The following is an 18750-nucleotide window of genomic DNA, read 5'->3' on the forward strand; positions in this document are numbered from 1 at the left end:
GGGGCCCGGTCCGCCGGCGTCGCAACCTTGTGACCGCCTTAGAACGAGTAAGCGATGCTCGCGTCCAGGTAGTCGCGGTCGGCCAGCAGGTTCTGCCGATTGCCACCGAAGTAGTTGACGTAGCCGACGCTGCCGCTCCAAGCCGCGTGGTATGTCCAGCCCACCGAGACACTGACCAGGCGCCGGCCTTCGACGAAGTTACCGATCGGCGTCGGCGTATAGCCGTGCAAGTCGTGGTCGAAGCGGATCGTCGGGTTCAGCGCCACAGCGCCGATGGCGTTGTTGTAGCTCAGACGTGCCAGCAGCTTGTAGCCATACGATGCAGACGTGGCGTAGCTGTTGGTTTCGAACGGCAGATCATCGCGACCGTCCGGATCGTTCGGGTTGACCTTGCCGCGATTGACCACGAAGCCGGCACGCGACGGACCGTCGGTTGCCGGGTCGTAACCCGGCAAGAACGTGCCGGGTGCGTCGTAACGCAGCTCGTTGGCCGACGGCAGACCGTGGATGTAGTCGTAGGCGAATTCGGCGACCAGGATCGTCTGGTCGTTGAACAGCCATGGCGTCGGGCCGAGCAGCCGGCTGATCGAGAAGTCGAACTGCGACACGTCGTGACGGCGATAACCGCGCAGCGGCTGGCTGCCCGAGGCCCCGCCGAGCACCGGGTTGAGCTGGCTCGGAATGCCCAGACCGGTCAACAGGATTTCGACGTCGTCGATCTGCAGCGGCTGTCCGACCTTGTAGCTGTACTCACCCTGCAGCGCCAGGCCCAGCGGCAAGGTCGAGCTGAACGACATGCCGTACATGCGGATGTCTTCGGGGTACTCGACGAAATAGTTACTGCCGAACGGGCGCAGTGGTTCGGCGCCGGATGTACCGCTGATCAGCGGCGTGCGGCTGTGATAATTCGCCGCGTACAACGCCATGTCGATGCCGTTGAGCTGCGGGATGTAGAAGCGCAGCGCACCACCGTACTGGCCGCCGTCAGACGGATTGCGGTCGGCGACGCGTGGGATCGTGCTGCCGATGTCGTTCTCGCCGGGGATCGCGAACGAAATGTTGGCGCGCGTGCCGCCGATACTGGCGAAGTCGTTGGTCGACAGATAGCCGCCGGCAACATCCGGGTCCGTGCGGCGCCACTCGAACTGGTAGAAGGCTTCGGCGCTGACGTTCTCGATCAGGTCGTAGCCGATGAACAGCATGCCGGCGGGGCGCACCACTTCGTCGATTTCGAAGCCGGGCACGCGCAGCTGGTTGGCGTCAGCGGCGACCAAACTGTTCAAGCCGTTTTGCACCAGCGTCGACTCGCCCCAGTTCAGGATCTGCCGACCGAGCTTGTAGGTCAGCGTGCGATCGAACACCTGATTGCTGCCGTAGACGTACGCGTCGAGCAAGTCGAAGTCGTTACCCAGATGATTGCGCACGTCCTGGGTGCGCTGCTGGTACTCGGACGTCGGCGCTTCTTTGCCCGGACGGCCGTAGTTGTCCGGGTTGAAGTAGCGCTTGTTCTTCTGCGTGTGGTCGTACAGGTAGCTGCCGCGAACAAACACGCCGTAGTTGCCGTACGTCAGTGTCGCGTCACTGGTCAGCTTGAGCACCGAGGCGACCATGTCGCCACGATCCCAAGCCAAGTTGCCGTCGTCGTTGTTGGTCGAATACGCCTCGCCACCGTTGCTGATGCCGATGTTGCGCTCGTCCGGCCTGCCCATGCGCCACGCGGCACCGGCCGTCAGCTTGCTGTCGACGCGCAGTTCGACGCCGTGTCCGGGTTCGAACTCCAATGCTTGCGCCAGCGGCGCCCAGATGCAGCCAAAGCTCGCAGCCGCCACGGCCAGCGCGGTCTTGCGGATCAGATTGATGCCGTTCATGTGCCTGTCCTTTTGAGTGCGGGAGTCGTCGGTCGTCGGGTGTGCATGCGTCATGGGCACGACCCTCCGATCGGAAGGCACAGGCCATTGCTGGCCAGAAAGCTCGCAGTTTCACGCTGCATTTCGGTCGTCGCCGCTGCCGACGCTGTCGGACTCAGGATCGAGCCGTGATCGCCGGTGGTGAACTGAACGACATTGCTGCGAGCCGCGGCACCGAGCAGCACGTTGGCGGTGCCGGTGAACACCTGCGGCGTCAGACCCATCGTCTGGAACAGCGGATCGGTACCCGACAGGAAGCCGGTGATCGTGACCTTGTCGTTGGATGCCGTCGCCGGGCCTGCTGGCGCGTCGTTGGGCACGACCTGGTCGGCCGGCGAAGTGTCGCTGCCGACGACTTCGATCATGTGGATCGGATGCTTGGCGCTGGCCGCTGCGGCGTAGTTGATCGGGTCACCGGAATCGAGCAGCGTCTGCGCGAAGCGCTGGAAGGTCTCGTAGTCGTCGCTGCCTTCGATCAGGCCGCTTGCCGCAAGACCGGCCGAGATCCGGGGGCCAAACGCCACCGATGCGTCGAGCAGCTTGGCGATACCGCCACCGGGCATCGCCAACGTGGCGGCGCCGATTTCGGTGTTCACGCCCAGCAAGGTGCCGCCGACGATGCCGCCGAGTGAATGGCCAACCAAGCGGATCTGAGAACCATCGAGCTTGTTGCCGTCCGGCGCACCACCGGTGCTGACCAGAATCGTGCCGCCGACCGACTTGGACATCACGATCAGATCCGACACCGCCTGACGCACGTTGTCCCGGCTGGTGATCAAGCTGGACAAGTTGATGAAGTGCGTACCCGACGGATCAGCGACGCCGTCCGGACCGGGCGCCGACGTGGTGTTGTTGACCAAGTCCAGATTGAACGTGCGCTCGTTGACGCCGTTGATGTGCAGCGGACTGCTGTCCGGCACGCCATGCAGCGGCAAGTCGATCGACACGACGGCAAAGCCGGCCAGCGACAGCGCCGGCGCCAGTGCCAGGGCCAGCGAGCGATTGCCGGTAATGCCGTGCTGGAAGATCACGACCGGCCAACCATTGGCCGGCATCGTGCGGCCGCTGTTGGCGTTGGGCAGCGTGATGATCACCGGCACCGTCACATCGGTGCGCTTGACCGGATCGGGGAAGCAACCCGTGGTCGACACTGGCGCCGATAGGCCCGTGCCAGCGGTGACGAACGCGCCGCAGGGCACGCGGCCGAGGAAGCTCTTGCTGGTGTCCGGACGCGTCGCATCGGCCAGCCAGAACTGCGTCAGCGGCGCGGCAGATGCGGGGCTGTCGCCAACACCGAGGTAGTACGGCAGGCTCGCCGTGCCGAAGTAGACGTTAGCAATCGGCGGTAACGCCGGATTGAACGTGGCGAGCGTGGCGCCGGTGTTACGCGCTGCGACCTGTGTGGCCGCTGCATTGGCTTGCAGCCGCTCCAGCGTGTTGGTGATCGACTGCGTGGTGAAGCTCCACGTCAGCACAACGTCGGTCTCCGCCAAGCCGAAGCCGGCAAGCTGTTCGACGATCGGGCGGATCAAGGTGCTGCGCAGCGTCTCGAGCGTTGCCTTCTGCGTCGGCGTCAATGCGCTCAGTACCGGCACGGTCTGCTGGTCGACCGGCGTTGCCGATCGAACGACACGGAACAACTCGCTGGGCTTGGCAGCCTGCCCGCTTTCCGACTTGACGCGGTTGGTCAGCACGACGACATAACGCGTCGCCGGCGCCAGCGGCTTGAGCGGCTCGATCAGCACGCGCGAACGGAATGCGCTGATCGGCTCGACCTGACCCGACAAGGGATTGCGTGACGTCGCAACCGAAGGCTGCACGCGATAGTCGACGCCGGGTACCAACACCGTACCCGTGGCGCTATTGACCACGAGCATGCCTTGCGCGAGCGAGCTGTAGTCGAGCTTGCCGAGCAGGTCGGTGAATGCCGAAGCCGAGGTGGAAAAACCGTCTTGCAGATTCGCCTGCGTGACGAACGGTGCATTGCTGCCGTTGGGAATGTTCAGCGTCCCATCGGTCGAGCCGGAGAAGAAACCATCAAACGGGAATGGGACCGTGGCGCTGGCGGCGACCGGATCGAACAGCGAAAACACGCCGCTGCCGACCACATCACCCGCCCCATCATCGCCACCTCGTCCGCAAGCGGTCACCGCGAGCGAACCGCACAGCACCGCAAACGCGGTCAAAGCGTTTCGTACCAACATTGAGCCTCTCCTCGATCGCTATTTAGGACGTCCTGTCCATTTAGGTCGCACGAACGTGCGGCCGCTTATGTGAATCTGTCGCGCAGTCTCAGAGGTAAGCCTACTGTCGGCAACTGAAAAAAATCACTCACGACTGGCGCGTCATGATGCTACGCACAATCAGATCGAGCAGGGGAAATCTCGATTGTGCGGCGCAAGCTTTGCTGCCACCGCACTTCATCGACTGATCGACGCCGTCGGTCGATTCGCTACGACACGGCGCTGGCAAATAGCGTTGCGATTCGCGCTTGTTGTGCCTCGGAGGGCGTGCGCAACAGCGTTATCGGCATGCGGCGGCGCAACAAATCGTCGAGCGACAAGGTCATCTCGTCACGAGCCGCCAACACGACTTCGGCATCGATGAACGGGCTCTGCGGCAGCACGGCGCCCGACCACGCTGGATTCTCTTGCAACAACTCGATCAGGCGCTCGATGCGGGTGCCATGACGCAGCGCCAACTGACGCGCCGTCGGCTCGTCGACAACGCCGTGCTGCCGAAGGCGCGCTATCGCGCCGATCAGCCAGGCATCGAAGTCCTGCGCCGGCGGCGCACCGGGCAACGGCTGCTCGTGTGTTCTCGATGCCACGCGACTGCGGCCGAGCACTTGATAAACCGCATCCACGATATCGACCGCGTCAACACGCGCCGTCGTGTACTTGCCACCCACCGGAACCACCAGGCCAGGCGCAGGCCGTAGCACGACGAATTCTCGAGTCACCGCCGACAGGCTGTCTTGATCATCGGCTTGCAGTGTGCGGACACCGGCAAAGCTGCCCAGCACATCCTTCGATGACCAATTAAGTTGCGGCATCGCATGACGAACCGCGTCGAGCAGATAGCGCACGTCGTCATCCTTGACGATCGCCTGCTGCGGATCGCCAACCTCGGATTCGGTCGTGCCGAGCAGCGTGCAGCCGTACCAAGGAATCAGAAAGTACACACGCCCGTCCTGCGGCGCGGTCAGCAAGAAGGCATCGGTACATCCTGGGATCGGCGGCATCACCAGATGCACGCCTTTGACCAGCTTGACGCGCGGCGCCTCGCGGCCGATCAGCGCATGCGACCACGGGCCGGCCGCCACGACGACCGATGCAGCGCCGATATCAAACTCCTGCCCGGACTCGGAATCCCGTACCGATGCGCCGACCACGTCCTTGCCGGTCTTCAACAGACTCGTCGCGGCGATACGGTTGGCCACGACCACGCCGGCCGCCTGCGCCGCAGCGACCACGGCCAGCGTCATCCGCGCATCGTCCTCCTGACAATCGCCGTACGACAGACCGCCCTGCAAGCCTGCGTCGTTCAAGTACGCGTGCCGCTGCAGCAGTGCGTGACGCGAGTAGCGGCGATGCGGCTCGACCGGTTGATCACGTCCGGCGAGCAGGTCGTACAGCATCAGACCGGCCGTCAGCTTCAAGCGGCCCGCACGCGCGCCTTTCCAGACCGGCACCATGAAACGCAGCGGTCGAACCAGATGAGGCGCGATGTCGGTGAGCACGCGGCGCTCGGCCAGCGCATGTCGCACCAGCTTGAACTCGAAATGCTCCAGGTATCGCAAGCCGCCGTGAATCAGCTTGCTCGATGCGCTCGACGTGCCGCTGCCCCAGTCGTTCTTCTCGATCAGCGCCACACGCAAGCCGCGCTGTGCGGCGTCATAAGCGGTCCATGCGCCGTAGATGCCACCGCCGATCACCAGCAGATCGAAGGGCGCGCCGTTACGCAACGCCGCGATGTCACGGACCAAAGGATAGGCAGCGGCCATGCGGCGATGTTCTCCTGCGTCGAGCGCGTTGCGCGGGGACGTCAGGCGGCGTCCGCGAGCAAGCCGTTGTGGCGCAACAGAGCGTCGACCTGAGGATCACGACCGCGGAACTCGCGGAATAGCACGCGCGCCTCACGAGAGCCACCGTTGGCCAGGATGGTGTCGCGGAATCGACGGCCGGTCTCCGCTGCAAAACCACTTTCTTCAAAAGCGGCGAATGCGTCCGCCGACAACACTTCGGCCCACTTGTAGCTGTAGTAGCCCGCCGCATAGCCGCCGGCAAAGATGTGCGAGAAGCTCATCGGCATGCGATTGAAGCTCGGCGGGCGCAGCACCGACACTTCGTCGCGAACGGCATCGAGCGTTTCCAGCACGCGAGCACCGCGCGCCGCGTCGTAGTCGCGGTGCAGACGCAGATCAAACAGCGCGAATTCAACTTGGCGGACCGTCGACAAGCCGGTCTGGAACACGCGACTGGCCAGCAGCTTCTGCAACAGTGCGTCCGGCAAAGCGGCGCCGGTCTGCCAGTGGCGCGCAAAGCCACGCAACGTCGCCTCGTGATAGCACCAGTTCTCCATGAACTGGCTCGGCAGTTCAACGGCGTCCCATTCCACGCCATGAATACCGGCCAGCGCCGCTTCGTCGACTTGCGTCAGCAGCAAGTGCAGCCCGTGACCGAACTCATGAAACAGCGTCACCACTTCGTCGTGCGTCAGCAAAGCCGGCTGATCGCCGACCGGCGGACGGAAATTGCAGACTAGATACGCCACCGGCGTCTGCAGCCCGTGCGGGGTGCGGCGACGGTTGTGGCACTCGTCCATCCAAGCACCGCCGCGCTTCTCGTCCCGGGCGAACGGATCGAGATAAAAGCGGCCGACGATGTCACCCTGCTCGTTCTTCAAGCCATACAACGCAACGTCGGCATGCCAGACGGATGCGCCGTTGATACGCTCGGCGCGCAGTCCGTACAGGCGATGAATCACGCCGAACAAGCCTTCGAGCACCAAGGGCAGCGAGAAGTAGGGACGCAGCTCTTCGTCGGACAGGCCTAGCGTGGATTCCTTGAGCTTCTCGGAGTAGTACGCGATATCCCAAGGCTGCAGGTCGTCGAGACCATCGAGCTGGCGGGCATAAGCGCGCAACTCATCCAGCTCGGCCAATGCACGCGGACGGGCGCGCCGCGCCAGATCGAGCAAGAAGCGCTCGACCTCATCGGCGCTGTCGGCCATCTTGGTGGCCAGTGACAGGTCGGCGTAATGCGCAAAGCCCAGCAACTTCGCTTCCTCGGCGCGCAGGGCCAGAATCTCGGCCATCAACGGACCGTTGTCGTATTGGCCCGCAAGCGGGCCTTGATCGGAGGCGCGCGTCGTGAACGCGGTGTACAGCTCTTCACGCAGCGCGCGGTTGCGCGCGTAGGTGATCACGGCGTCGTAGCTCGGATAGTCCAGCGTCAAGCGCCAGCCGTCCTGTCCTTTTGCAGCCGCTTTCTCGCGCGCCTGCTGCTTGCCGGCCTCGGTCATGCCGTCGAGCAGCGCTTCGTCGGTGACCAGCTTGCCGTAGGCCTGGATCGCGTCCATCAAGTGTTCTTCGAAGCGCGTCTGCACTTCGGATAGACGCATCGCGATCTCCTTGTACCGCGCCTGCTGCTCGGCGGGCAGGTCGATGCCCGACAGCCGGAAGTCGCGCAGGGCATCGCGGATCACTTTCTGTCGAACCGGCGACAGCTCGGCGAAATCGGCGCGTTGCTCGATGGCGCGATAGGCAGCACACAGCGGCGCCGACTGCGACAGCTCCAGGCCGTATTCGGTCATCTTTGGCAGACAGGCGTTGAACGCCGCACGCCAACCCGCGGTGGCGCGGACGCCGAACAGATGCGACACCGGCCCCCACGCCTGGCTCAGCGCCTCGCCCATCTGTTCCAGCGGCTCGATCAGCGTTGTCCAGCTGGGCTGGGCCTGGCGTTCCAGCAACTCGGACAGCGCGGCGCGATTGGCGGCGATCAACTGGTCGATCGCCGGCTCGGCCTGCTCGGGGGCCAGCGCGGCGAAGTCGGGCAACTGGTTCAGCGGGCGGGAATTCAGCAGCGGGTTGGCAACGGCAGCATCGGCGGTCATATGCGTTGGATTTTCCGGCAGAGCAGACAAAGACGGGACGGGACGAGCCCGCTGACAGACTAGCAGCCCGGCATCGCGCCGCGTCCGGAGAGGTCATGGGGGCGACGCCGCCACGAGACAAGTCCGGTTCTCGGCGTTGACGGCAGCGCATGCATTAACATTGCGACCGACGGAGCGCGCCCCCGCGCCCAAGCCCGCGATACCCAAAGCCGATGACACGAGCCTACGCCCTACTCCGCTGGCCGCTGCTGGCCTGCCTTGCCGTCGCCGGCGCGCTCAGCGCCTGCTCAAGTCAGCAAATGATGAACAGCCTGACGTCCGACCGGGACTTTCAGCGCACCCAGAACCTGCCGTATGACGGCCGCAACAACCTGAAGCTGGATGTCTACACGCCGACCGAGAGCGCGGCCAAGCGCCCGGTGGTCGTGTTCTTCTACGGCGGTCGCTGGACCACCGGCAGCAAGGACGAGTACACGTTCGTCGGTGGCGCACTGGCCAGCATCGGCTATTGCAGCGTAATTGCCGACGTGCGCAAGTACCCGATGGTGCGCTTCCCGGCCTTCGTCGAGGATGGCGCGCGCCTAATCAAATGGACGCGCGAGCACATCGACGACTACGGCTGTGACCCGAAGAAGATTTTCGTGATGGGCCATTCGTCCGGCGCGCATATCGCGGCCATGCTGGCGCTGAACGAAAAGTACCTGCAGGCGGTCGGCGGCTCGCGCACCTGGCTGCGCGGCATGATCGGACTGGCCGGGCCCTACGACTTCCTGCCGCTGCTGGACCCATCGCTGCGCGACATGTTCGGGCCAGCCGACCAGTACGAGCAGTCGCAGCCGATCGTCTTTACCGACGGCCGCAATCCACCGCTGCTGCTGATGCACGGCGAGGACGACGAGATCGTCGAAGTACGCAACACGCGCAGCCTCGCCGCGAGCGTCGGCCGCGCCGGTGGCCCGGTCGAAACCATCATCTATCCGAAAATGCCGCATGCGCGGCTGATCGCCTCGATCGGACCGGTGCGCCGCAACCAGACCGACGTGCTGAGCCATATCAGCGACTTTCTCGGCAAGTGGTCCGAGGTCAACTACGTGAACCGGCTGAACCAGCCCGGCATCACGACCACGCCGCTACCGCCCTGATGATCCGCCGCTTTCAAGGCACGGCGCCGACCCTGGGCCGCGACGTCTTCGTTGACGAGCTGGCGCTGGTCGCCGGTGCGGTGACGCTTGCCGATGACGTGTCGATCTGGCCGTTTGCCGCGCTGCGCGGCGACGTCAACGCGATCGCCATCGGCGCTCGCAGCAACGTGCAGGACAACGCGGTGCTGCATGTGACGCACGATGGTCCGTACACGCCGGGCGGCGTGGCACTGACGGTCGGCGCCGACGTGACGATCGGCCACGGCGCGATCCTGCATGCCTGCACGATCGGCGACCGCGTGCTGATCGGCATGGGCGCGATCGTGCTGGACAAAGCCCGGATCGACGACGACGTGATCGTCGCGGCCGGCAGCCTGGTATCGCCGGGCAAGCACCTGCGCAGCGGCTGGCTGTACCGCGGCTCGCCCGCTGTGGCGATCCGCGAGTTGACCGACGACGAACGCGCCAACTTCACCTACTCGACCGCGCACTACGTGCGGCTGAAGAACCGGCATCTGCAAGACCAAAAGGACCGAAAGGAAATCACCTAGATGAGCACCCGCAAACTCGTGCTGCTGCGCCACGGCCAAAGCCAGTGGAACCTTGAAAACCGCTTTACCGGCTGGGTCGATGTCGACATCACCGAAGCCGGTCGCCTCGAAGCCGTGGCCGCCGGCCAGCTGTTGAAGACCGAAGGCCTGGCGTTCGACGTGGCCTACACCTCGGTGCTGAAGCGGGCGATCCGCACGCAGAACGTGGTGCTCGAAGCCCTCGACCAGCTGTGGATTCCGGTGATCAAGAGCTGGCGCCTGAACGAGCGCCACTACGGCGCCTTGCAAGGCCTGGACAAGGCCGAAACCACGGCCAAGCACGGCGAAGAGCAGGTCAAGATCTGGCGCCGCAGCTACGACGTGCCGCCTCCGCCGATGGATGCCGCCGATCCGGGGCACCCGAAGCATGACCCGCGCTACGCCGCGTATGACGTCAACGCGCTGCCGGCGACCGAATCGCTGGCGACGACGCTGGACCGCGTGCTGCCGTTCTGGCACGACGCGATCGCTCCGGATCTGAAGGCCGGCAAGACGGTACTGGTCACGGCGCACGGCAACTCGCTGCGCGCGTTGTACAAGTACCTGACCGGCGTCGGCGAAAAGGAAATCCTCGAGATCAACATCCCGACCGCGATCCCGTTGATGTTCGAACTCGACGACCAGCTCAAGGCCGTCAGCCACCGCTACCTCGGCGATCCGGAAGCCGCCAAGCGCGCTGCCGAAGCCGTTGCCAACCAGGCCAAGCAGAAGTAAGGCTCGGACAAACAAAAGGGCGCCCTGATCGGGCGCCCTTTTTCGTGATGCCGCAACGAGCCCCCACACGCTCCTTCGATCCCCTGATCAGTACGGCAAATCGGTCACCGTCAGCCGTCGGACCGGAGTGCCGTCGCTCCAGATGCCCATATCGCGCTGCGCCAGCGAGCCGCCGCCTAGGGCGATATCGCGCATCGTGTTGGTGAATGCCGATGCCAAAAGAGCGTCGGCCAATCGCCAGTAGCCGTAGAAATCCAGCGCATCGGGCTCAAACAGCGACCATCGACTGGCGCGACCGGCCAGTGCCGCGAAGTGATCCGCGTTCAGAGCAGTGCTGCCGTGGCGATCGCTGTTGATGATGATGTAGTCCTTGTCGGCCAGCGGGATGCTGGTCGTCTCGACGAAAATGCGGCGTGCCAACGCATTGCTGACGCGCGAGTCGGCGTCACTGTAGAGCGACTGCTGCAGCGTGCCGGCCGGCACCTGCGACAGATCTTCCATCGGCATCACGACCAGGCCGTTGGACGACTGGTTGCTCGGGTTGATCGTCATCAGCGCCTTGGGCACCGGGATGCCACTGGAGCCGGCAATGGCCGCAAGGTTGGCCGCGACGGCGCCGCCGAGCGAATGCCCGATGGCGGCGACGCGACGGACATCCGGGCGAGCGCCGCCACCCGACTCCAGCTGCACCAATGCGTCCCGGATCGCCTGGACGGCATTGGGGGTGTACTCGCGCACCCGCGTGGTGGCCAGCACCTGATACGCCGGGTAGATCACGATCGTGCCCTTTCGGGCCAAGTGCTCCAGCCACGAAATATAAGGTGTGGCCTCCAGCGTGCCGTAGCCGTGCAGGAAGTACACCACTGGCAGGCGCCGCTGTGCGGCACCGACCGGCATCACCAGCGTGTACGCGGTGGGTCCGGTACCAAAGCTCTGAACCGTGACGGTGCTGTACAGATAGTCGCGACCGCCAGGGCCGGATCGCGGCTGCGCCGGTGGCATGGCCGACTTGCCCGACCCTGCCGTGCCTGACTCGTCTGCGTCCGGCTCGGCTTCAGCCGGTGGCTCGGCTTCAGGCTGTGGCTCGGGCTCGGGCTGTGGTTCGGGTTCGGGCTCGGGGGCTGGTTGAGGCGGTGTCGCCGGGTCTGGCGAATCGGTGACTGGCGCCCCGCCACCCGCCGCCGACGAGCCGTCGGTGGCCCCCCCGCATGCGCTCAACATCAAGCTGGACGACAACAAAAGAAGCACCACAGAAAGCCGCCGCAGCGGCCAACGAGCCATCGAAACCAAAAGAATTACTCCGCGTCAGCCGTCGGGAAGCGTCACACGCGCTACGGGCTGCCGTTCAAAGGGCGTGCATGCTATCGCCTGTTTATGAACTTTGCTGCGGCAATAAGTGAGCACGATGCCGTTGAAGCCAGTCATGGGCATCGTCGCTGTCGCCTTCGAACCAAGCCCGTGTGCTGCCGAGCCTGAAGTGATAGCCCCAGGCATCCATATCGGCGAACAATCGGGATCGATCGTAGCCAGCCAAGTGTGACGTCAGTATCACTTGCAAATAGCAGGCCGCTGCCTCTTCCGTATCGTCCCCGCCGGCATCGGTATGGAGCACGGCACGTCGGTCGGCGTCCATGCACAGCCAGTGGCAGGCCTCGTGCAGCGCGGAGTGGACGGGCGTATCGGATCGAACGAAGAGGACGTTGCCGATCAAGCCCGCCTCGGACTCGCCCCAGTAGCTGCCGGGGATCGGCTGACCGTCCGGAACGTAGCGCAACTCCAGGCCATGAGGCGCCAACAGCGCCGAAAGCGCGCCATCGGGCAAAGCCGCCACAGCGGTCACGATCGGGGCAGGCGAGGTCATCGGTTCAGGCATCGGCAATGGGACCACATTATCCGGGCGGGCCTCGGGTCCTGCGCAAGGCGCCAATTGCAGCCTGTCACAAGTCACTTCAGTGACAGAGGGATGACAAAACGCGGTTTTTGTCATCTAGCTTAAATCTGATTGTCATTTTGCTGTCACATGACAGCGTTACCGTGCGGCTCCCTCGCGATCCCGCCCGTGTCCTCATGACCAAGACCCCTTTTGCCGCCGCGGCATTTGCCCTGCTGGCGTCGGCTACCGCCAGCGCCGCGTCGATCGATCTGTATGTCGACAGCCAGACCCAGCAGTTGTACTCGCAGCCCGGCCCTGGCCGTGTGAAGCTCGGGACCTTCGTTCCGCAGGACGACAAAGCCGCAACCAGCGCCGCGCCGAGCGCGCCCGCGGCGGCATCGGTGCCGGTCGCCGCCAAGCCGGCGACCCCGGCTGAAAAAAAGTGGTTCGACAAGCTGGCGCTGCGCGGCTACACCCAGATCCGGTTCAATCAGGAACTCGGCGGCGACGCGCAGGAATTGCGCTCCCCCGGTGACCGCTTCATCGGCGAAAACCAGAGCTTGGGCATCCGCCGGGCGCGCGTGATCCTCAGCGGCGATGTCAGCGAGCATTTGTCGATCTATATCCAGCCCGACTTCGCCAGCACGCCGGCGGGCTCCAGCACCGGTAACTTCGCGCAGCTGCGCGACGTCTACGCCGACCTGTTTTTCGACAAGGACCACGAGTACCGCATCCGCGCCGGTCAGTCGAAGATTCCGTACGGCTGGGAAAACCTGCAGTCGAGCCAAAACCGTTTGACGCTGGATCGCGCCGATGCACTGAACTCGGCTGTCCGTGACGAACGCGACCTGGCGGTGATCTTCTATTGGGAACCCAAGGAAATCGCCGGCCGCTTCCGTGATCTGGTGCGTAGCGGCCTGAAGGGCTCCGGCGACTACGGCGTGATCGGCTTTGGTGCCTACAACGGCCAGGGCGCCAACCGGCTCGAAGCCAACGACAGCCTGCACACCGTCGCCCACGTGAGTTACCCGTTCAAGTTCGAGTCGGGCCAGTACTTCGAAGTCGGCGTCGACGCCTATACCGGCTTTTTCCGCTCGGCCACGGGCTCGGCGACGATCAACGGCAACACGTTCACGCCGACGCTGGCCGGTCGCCAGCGCGGGCCGCTGGACCAGCGCGTTTCGGCACACTTCATCTACTACCCGCAGCCGTTCGGCCTGCAGGGCGAGTGGACCGTCGGCAGTGGCCCGCAGCTCGACACCGCCCTGCAGACCGTCACGTCCCAGTCGCTGAAGGGCGGCTATCTGCAGGCGATGTATCGCATCCAGAGCAGCCACGGCGACTTCGTTCCGTTTGTGAAGTACCAGACGTTCGACGGCGGGTCCAAGTTCGACACCAACGCTCCGCGCCTGCAGGTCGACGAAGTCGAAGCGGGTCTTGAATGGCAGATCGTTCCCGAGATCGAAGTCACGACGGCCTACTCGTACATGGACCGCACCAACGTCGGCAGTGCGCCGTACCGCAACCAGAGCGGCAACCTGCTGCGCGTGCAGCTGCAGTTCAACTACTAAGCGGCAGCGGCAATACGCTCGAGGCCCCTGGCTGCGACCGGCACGGCGTTCCGCCTGCCAGTCGCAGCCAGGGGCTTTTTGCTGGGCACGGCGCCGGATCGCGAGCCCGCCGTGCGGCACACTGTAGGCCCGCCGGCCGATGCACGAGGTGCCACGATGAATCGAATCGAATCCGGGGAGCCTGACGAGGGCGCCCATACCGACTTCGCGGCGCGGATGAGCTACGGCGACTACCTGCAGCTGCCGACGTTGCTGTCGGCGCAGCGGCCGCTCAGCGATACCGACGACGAGTTGCTGTTCATCGTCATCCACCAGTCCACCGAGCTGTGGATGAAGCTGGCCTTGCACGAGCTGGACCTGGCGATCGCGGCCCTGCGCGACGATCGGCTGCCGCAGGCACTGAAGAACCTGGCGCGCGTGGGCCGTATCCAGGCGCAGATGATCCAGAGCTGGGACGTGCTGTCGACGATGACGCCGGCCGAGTACAACGCATTTCGCGGCGCGCTCGGGCAGTCATCAGGTTTCCAGTCCTGGCAAAACCGGCGGATCGAGTTCCTGCTCGGCAACAAGCAAGCGGCGATGATCGAACCACATCGCCACGACGCGGCGATCAGCGCGCTGTTGGACGCCGCGTTGCGGACACCAAGCCTGTACGACGAGGCGATTGCCTTGCTGGCGCGTCGCGGCTTGGCGATCGACGCCGCGCTGCTGCAAAGAGACTTCTGCCAGGCACACGCCAGCAACGATTCGGTTCGCGCCGCCTGGCTGCGCGTCTATCGTGACCCCGATGCCTACTGGGATCTGTACGCGCTGGCCGAAAAGCTGGTCGACGTTGACGACGGCTTCCAGCAATGGCGCTTCCGGCACATGACCACCGTCAAGCGGATCATCGGTTTCAAACGCGGCACCGGCGGCACCGCCGGCGTCGGCTATCTGAAACGCGCCGTCGACACCGTGCTGTTCCCCGAACTGTGGGATCTGCGGACCGAGCTGTAGCGAGCCGCTGCTGGGTCACCAACATACGGGCCTGCGCGCTGCTGGCCAGCCAACAGCAATTCAGCAGCCACCCCTGCCGAAAGTGCTATATCCAGAGTGATTTTCTTCTTTAACTCAGTACTTTACTCGCATTCCGCCGTACTGGCACAAACGCTGCTCCGGGGCAAAGGACTGCTGTCTGATCCGGAGATTTTCGCATGCGGTCGTCTGCTGTCCCTGCCCTGCCCCGCTACGCCGGCCGGGCGTCTTTGCTGTTGCTGCTGGCCGCTGCCGGTCTGCCCTACGCCCAGGCGGACGAGTTGCGCCAGCCGACCGCGATCGCCGGCGTCGTCGCGGCCGGTACGCCGATCGATTTGATCAAGGACGGCTTCAAGGGCACCGAAGGGCCGCTGGCGTTCGGCGACGGCGCCTTGCTATTCACCGAGAACCAAGCGGGACGCATCATCAAAATTGACGCCGCAGGCACGGTCACCGTCCATTCCGAACAAACCAACGGCGCCAACGCGCTGGCACTGGCAGCCAACGGTGATCTGTTCGCCGTGCAGACCGCCAATCCGCGCGTCGGCATCATCGAGCCCGCAAGCAGGGCGCGGACGCTGGCCGCCGACTTTCAAGGCGCGCTGTTCGGACGACCGAACGATCTGGTGCTCGACCAACGCGGCGGCGTGTACTTCACCGACTCCGGCGCCAACGCCAACTCGCCGCCACCGGTGTCGACGCTCAAGCCGGCCAAGCCGGCGGTCTATTACGTGACGTCCGACGGCCGCCTGCAGCGGCTTGCCGACGACATCGAGCGGCCCAATGGCGTGCAGCTGAGTCCCGACGAAAAGACGTTGTACGTGGCCAACACGCTCGGCGACAGCCTGATCGCATTCGACGTGGCCGCCGACGGCAGCGTGAGTCGTCGGCGCAACTTCGTGCGCCTGGAAGGCTGGAGCCAGGATGAAAAGGGCACGTGGAGCAGCGGTGCCGACGGCCTGGCCGTGGACGCCGATGGCCGCATCTACGTCGCCACCAACGCTGGCGTCGAAGTGTTCAGCGCGCAAGCGCAGGCACTGGGCGTCATCCGCTTGCCGAAGAAGCCGCAGAACCTCGCGTTTGCCGGCAACGACAAAAAGACGTTGTACGTCGTCGGTCGCGGCGCGGTTTACCGCATCGCGACACTGACCAGCGGCTATCGCGGTCGCGCCAAGTAAGCAGCCCGATGTCCGCGACGCCTGCTTCCCAGCGCATCTGGGATCTGCCCACCCGGCTGTTCCACTGGCTGCTGGTCGTTGCGCTGCTGGCCTCGTTCGTCAGCGGCGAAGTCGGCGGCGCCTGGATCGACTGGCATTTGCGCAGCGGCTTACTGGTCGTCGCGCTGATCGGCTTTCGCCTCGCCTGGGGCATCGTCGGGAGCGCAACGGCGCGCTTTGCGCAGTTCCTGCGAGGCCCAGCAGCGATCCGAGCGCACTGGCGGGGCCAGTGGCGCGGCGTCGGTCATTCGCCGATTGGCGGCATCGCAGTCGTCGTCCTGATGCTGGCCGTGATTGCGCAGTTGCTGACCGGCTTGTACACCAACGACGACATCAGCTTCGACGCACCGCTGTCGGTGCTGGTCGACAAGAACACGTCCGACGCGCTGCGCCTCTGGCACGGCCGGCTGTTCTACCTGCTCGCCGTACTGACGGCGCTACATGTCGTGGCCATCGTCTATTACCTGCGAGTCAAGCGCGACGATCTGATCACACCGATGCTGACCGGACGCAAGCGGCTCGACCCCGAGCGCAGCGCAGCGCTGCCCCAACCGCTGACGACACCTCGCTACGTCGCCGCGCTGCTGCTGTCGCTGCTTGCTGCCGTTGTCATCACCTGGATTGCCAGCGGCGGACTGCTCAACCCAGCGCCGGCGAGCGCACCGATGATCGAATCCACCACACCAAAACCGGCGTGGTGATGACCGCGCGACACGATCACGGCGGCCGACACTGTTCACCAACCCCTCGTTGTTCAACTTCAGCAGGACACCCATGAAACGCACTCTCGCCATCGCCAGCCTTGTCGTACTAACCGCATCGACCGCCGCGTTGGCACAGTCCGGACCCAAGCCGGAACAGTTGATCAAGTGGCGCCAGTCGGTATTCCAAGTGCTGGCGTGGAACGGCCAGCGAATCAAGGCCAACGTCGAAGGCACGACCTTCAACCGCGAAGACGTGGTCAAGGCCGCCAACAGCACGGCCGCGATCGCCAACAGCGGCATCGGTGCGCTGTTCGCGCCCGGCACCGAAACCGGCAAGGGCTGGCACGACACTGCGGCCAAGGCCGAACTGTTCGCCGCCGACAGCAAAGTTGGCACGCTGGCCGCCAACTTCAGCCAGGAGGCCACGGAGTTGGCGCGCATTGCCGCAAGCGGCGATCAGGCCAGCGTCAAGGCGCAGTTCGGCAAGCTCAACCAAACCTGCAAAGCCTGCCACGACGAATACAAGGCCAAAGACTGAATCCCGACCCTCGCAGATGCATGCTGACAACAATGTCTAACAACGCAATTCGACGTCGCACTCGGCGATACGCGCCGTGGTCGTTCGCGGCGCTGCTCGCCTTTGCTACCGCGTCATGGGCCGAAAGCGAGTTCGACATGGATCTAATGCAGACCGTCGACGATACGTCCAAGGAACTGGTGTCGAACCTGTCGCTGGAAGATGCGGCATCGGCCGACGGCAACCTGGCGGATCTCGACGCGCTGCTGGCACAAGTTGAGACGCACTACAGCGCCAAAGGCGGAGCCGACGACGCAGTGAAGATCACGCAGGATGCGCGCGCACTACTGGTGCAGATCCACGAGCACATCGGCGCCGGCGATTTTGAAACCGCCAACCTCAAGCAGTCGGAGTTTTCGCGCAACTGCAAGGCCTGCCACAAGCTGTACAAAAAGAGCTGAAGCGTAATGTCGATAATCAAGTACGGGCTGGCGACAATGATGCTGGCTGCCGGCAGCTTTACCGCAACTGCAGCGCCGCTGTCGGCCGGCAAGAGCGCACCCGCATTCTCGGCACCCGCCTCGCTCAATGGCATTGCCGCCGACTATTCACTGACGCAAGCGCTGTCCACAGGCCCGGTCGTCGTCTACTTCTATCCATCGGCGTTCACTGGCGGCTGCAATCTGCAAGCGCATCTTTTCTCAGAGAACAGCGAGCGCTTCGCTGCCGCCGGTGCCAGCGTGGTTGGCGTTTCGCTTGACAGCATCGATCGACTCAACGCGTTTTCGGCTGATCCGCAGTACTGCGCCGGCAAAGTCCGCGTCGCCTCCGACCTCGACGGCACGATCGCGCGCCGCTTCGGCTTGCAGGTCAGCGACAACCCGCCGGGCAAAACCGACACGCGAGGCCAGCGTATCGATCACGCGCGCGTCGAACGTACGACGTTCGTCGTCGGACGAGATGGACGAATCATCGAGACAATCAGCGGTGTTTCACCTGCCGAACACGTGAGTCGGGCTTTGCAGATCGTTGAGGCACTGTTGCGATCAGCGCCGTAACGCAGCGTCGACACGGCGCGACAGCGGTACATCACTGAGTGTGACGGGCCCCGTTCTACGGGGCCTATTTTTTTGGCATCGACGACCACCAACAGCCTTGGCGCTTTAATTTTTTATGCTGCGTTCGGGGCATCGCGGAGATGTCGACTGCTGCATTGCCAGCAGCCATTCACCGCAGTGAACGGCATAAGCTGCAGCGATCGACTTCTAAGCGTTTGTCACATCTGCAACCCCATGTTTACATGATGTTTTCCACGCTGTTGGCGCAGGCCATTACGCACAGCGAAAGCGCCGCTCGTGGCATGCCGGTTGCCTCCACGGCC

At 64.4% G+C, this 18750-nt stretch carries 16 protein-coding genes; 10 read left to right on the forward strand and 6 right to left on the reverse strand.

All coding sequences use genetic code 11. The annotated features are described in order from the left end of the window. Positions 1–38 precede the first annotated feature (38 nt). From BUB09_RS02800 to BUB09_RS02815, 4 genes are all read right to left on the reverse strand, one after another. Entirely contained in the window at positions 39–1868 is a 1830-nt protein-coding gene (locus BUB09_RS02800; protein ID WP_072893752.1) for a DUF1302 domain-containing protein, read from the reverse strand. A gap of 50 nt (positions 1869–1918) precedes the next feature. Further along, positions 1919–4111 (reverse strand): hypothetical protein, encoded by a 2193-nt coding sequence (locus BUB09_RS02805; protein ID WP_072893755.1) that lies wholly within the window; start codon positions 4109–4111, stop codon positions 1919–1921. Positions 4112–4359: 248 nt separating this feature from the next. Next, positions 4360–5913 carry a glycerol-3-phosphate dehydrogenase/oxidase gene (locus tag BUB09_RS02810; protein ID WP_084083106.1) on the reverse strand — a complete coding sequence of 518 codons (1554 nt, stop codon included), beginning with the start codon at positions 5911–5913 and terminating at the stop codon, positions 4360–4362. A 41-nt stretch (positions 5914–5954) separates the two neighbouring features. Further along, positions 5955–8027: a M3 family metallopeptidase gene (locus BUB09_RS02815; RefSeq protein WP_072893758.1), complete on the reverse strand. Its 2073-nt coding sequence runs from the start codon at positions 8025–8027 to the stop codon at positions 5955–5957. Between the two features lie 302 nt (positions 8028–8329). On the opposite strand from BUB09_RS02815, the gene BUB09_RS02820 reads away from it, so the two are divergent. From BUB09_RS02820 to gpmA, 3 genes are read left to right on the forward strand one after another with little or no spacing between them, the layout of a single operon-like run. Further along, complete coding sequence (locus BUB09_RS02820) at positions 8330–9169, forward strand: alpha/beta hydrolase (protein ID WP_245793073.1); 840 nt, start codon at positions 8330–8332, stop codon at positions 9167–9169. Next, positions 9169–9720: a gamma carbonic anhydrase family protein gene (locus BUB09_RS02825; RefSeq protein WP_072893763.1), complete on the forward strand. Its 552-nt coding sequence runs from the start codon at positions 9169–9171 to the stop codon at positions 9718–9720. The genes BUB09_RS02820 and BUB09_RS02825 overlap by 1 nt, the downstream gene beginning before the upstream one ends. Beyond that, entirely contained in the window at positions 9721–10473 is a 753-nt protein-coding gene (gpmA, locus tag BUB09_RS02830) for a 2,3-diphosphoglycerate-dependent phosphoglycerate mutase (RefSeq protein WP_072893766.1), read from the forward strand. It begins immediately after the preceding gene. Between the two features lie 87 nt (positions 10474–10560). Here the strand turns inward: gpmA and BUB09_RS02835 are convergent, their stop codons facing one another. Together BUB09_RS02835 and BUB09_RS02840 are read right to left on the reverse strand one after the other, a co-directional pair. Next, positions 10561–11475, reverse strand: a complete 915-nt coding sequence (locus BUB09_RS02835) for an alpha/beta hydrolase-fold protein (protein WP_072893769.1) — start codon at positions 11473–11475, stop codon at positions 10561–10563. Positions 11476–11845: 370 nt separating this feature from the next. Continuing rightward, on the reverse strand, positions 11846–12346 hold the full coding sequence (locus BUB09_RS02840) for a hypothetical protein (protein WP_245793074.1): 501 nt from the start codon (positions 12344–12346) through the stop codon (positions 11846–11848). A gap of 194 nt (positions 12347–12540) precedes the next feature. Here BUB09_RS02840 and BUB09_RS02845 point away from each other — a divergent pair, with 194 nt between their 5' ends. The 7 genes from BUB09_RS02845 to BUB09_RS02875 all read left to right on the forward strand — a co-directional run bounded on the left by BUB09_RS02845 (position 12541) and on the right by BUB09_RS02875 (position 18427). Continuing rightward, positions 12541–13917: a porin gene (locus BUB09_RS02845; protein ID WP_072893772.1), complete on the forward strand. Its 1377-nt coding sequence runs from the start codon at positions 12541–12543 to the stop codon at positions 13915–13917. A 156-nt stretch (positions 13918–14073) separates the two neighbouring features. Further along, on the forward strand, positions 14074–14913 hold the full coding sequence (gene kynA / locus BUB09_RS02850) for a tryptophan 2,3-dioxygenase (RefSeq protein WP_072893775.1): 840 nt from the start codon (positions 14074–14076) through the stop codon (positions 14911–14913). A 197-nt stretch (positions 14914–15110) separates the two neighbouring features. Beyond that, the gene (locus tag BUB09_RS02855; RefSeq protein ID WP_072893778.1) at positions 15111–16109 is read left to right on the forward strand and encodes an SMP-30/gluconolactonase/LRE family protein; all 999 of its coding nucleotides are present in this window, start codon (positions 15111–15113) and stop codon (positions 16107–16109) included. An 8-nt stretch (positions 16110–16117) separates the two neighbouring features. Continuing rightward, the gene (locus BUB09_RS02860; RefSeq protein WP_072893798.1) at positions 16118–16849 is read left to right on the forward strand and encodes a cytochrome b/b6 domain-containing protein; all 732 of its coding nucleotides are present in this window, start codon (positions 16118–16120) and stop codon (positions 16847–16849) included. 73 nt (positions 16850–16922) lie between these two features. After that, positions 16923–17390: a c-type cytochrome gene (locus tag BUB09_RS02865; RefSeq protein WP_072893800.1), complete on the forward strand. Its 468-nt coding sequence runs from the start codon at positions 16923–16925 to the stop codon at positions 17388–17390. 137 nt (positions 17391–17527) lie between these two features. Beyond that, positions 17528–17830, forward strand: coding sequence for a hypothetical protein (locus BUB09_RS02870; protein WP_139250075.1), 303 nt, complete (start codon positions 17528–17530; stop codon positions 17828–17830). 6 nt (positions 17831–17836) lie between these two features. Next, the gene (locus tag BUB09_RS02875; RefSeq protein ID WP_175550088.1) at positions 17837–18427 is read left to right on the forward strand and encodes a peroxiredoxin; all 591 of its coding nucleotides are present in this window, start codon (positions 17837–17839) and stop codon (positions 18425–18427) included. Positions 18428–18750: the final 323 nt, after the last annotated feature.

Origin of the sequence: Hydrocarboniphaga daqingensis (genome assembly GCF_900129825.1) — a bacterium.
Classification (GTDB): Bacteria; Pseudomonadota; Gammaproteobacteria; order Nevskiales; family Nevskiaceae; genus Hydrocarboniphaga; species Hydrocarboniphaga daqingensis.

Excerpts from the sequence above, each read along its gene's own strand:
- BUB09_RS02865 (WP_072893800.1), top strand. The coding sequence starts at position 16,923 with ATGAAACGCACTCTCGCCATCGCCAGCCTTGTCGTACTAACCGCATCG.
- BUB09_RS02835 (WP_072893769.1), bottom strand. The coding sequence starts at position 11,475 with ATGCCACCGGCGCAGCCGCGATCCGGCCCTGGCGGTCGCGACTATCTG.
- BUB09_RS02860 (WP_072893798.1), top strand. The coding sequence starts at position 16,118 with ATGTCCGCGACGCCTGCTTCCCAGCGCATCTGGGATCTGCCCACCCGG.
- BUB09_RS02800 (WP_072893752.1), bottom strand. The coding sequence starts at position 1,868 with ATGAACGGCATCAATCTGATCCGCAAGACCGCGCTGGCCGTGGCGGCT.
- BUB09_RS02875 (WP_175550088.1), top strand. The coding sequence starts at position 17,837 with ATGTCGATAATCAAGTACGGGCTGGCGACAATGATGCTGGCTGCCGGC.
- BUB09_RS02840 (WP_245793074.1), bottom strand. The coding sequence starts at position 12,346 with ATGCCTGAACCGATGACCTCGCCTGCCCCGATCGTGACCGCTGTGGCG.
- BUB09_RS02870 (WP_139250075.1), top strand. The coding sequence starts at position 17,528 with ATGGATCTAATGCAGACCGTCGACGATACGTCCAAGGAACTGGTGTCG.
- BUB09_RS02810 (WP_084083106.1), bottom strand. The coding sequence starts at position 5,913 with ATGGCCGCTGCCTATCCTTTGGTCCGTGACATCGCGGCGTTGCGTAAC.
- BUB09_RS02815 (WP_072893758.1), bottom strand. The coding sequence starts at position 8,027 with ATGACCGCCGATGCTGCCGTTGCCAACCCGCTGCTGAATTCCCGCCCG.
- kynA (WP_072893775.1), top strand. The coding sequence starts at position 14,074 with ATGAATCGAATCGAATCCGGGGAGCCTGACGAGGGCGCCCATACCGAC.
- BUB09_RS02855 (WP_072893778.1), top strand. The coding sequence starts at position 15,111 with ATGCGGTCGTCTGCTGTCCCTGCCCTGCCCCGCTACGCCGGCCGGGCG.
- BUB09_RS02805 (WP_072893755.1), bottom strand. The coding sequence starts at position 4,111 with ATGTTGGTACGAAACGCTTTGACCGCGTTTGCGGTGCTGTGCGGTTCG.
- gpmA (WP_072893766.1), top strand. The coding sequence starts at position 9,721 with ATGAGCACCCGCAAACTCGTGCTGCTGCGCCACGGCCAAAGCCAGTGG.
- BUB09_RS02820 (WP_245793073.1), top strand. The coding sequence starts at position 8,330 with ATGAACAGCCTGACGTCCGACCGGGACTTTCAGCGCACCCAGAACCTG.
- BUB09_RS02845 (WP_072893772.1), top strand. The coding sequence starts at position 12,541 with ATGACCAAGACCCCTTTTGCCGCCGCGGCATTTGCCCTGCTGGCGTCG.
- BUB09_RS02825 (WP_072893763.1), top strand. The coding sequence starts at position 9,169 with ATGATCCGCCGCTTTCAAGGCACGGCGCCGACCCTGGGCCGCGACGTC.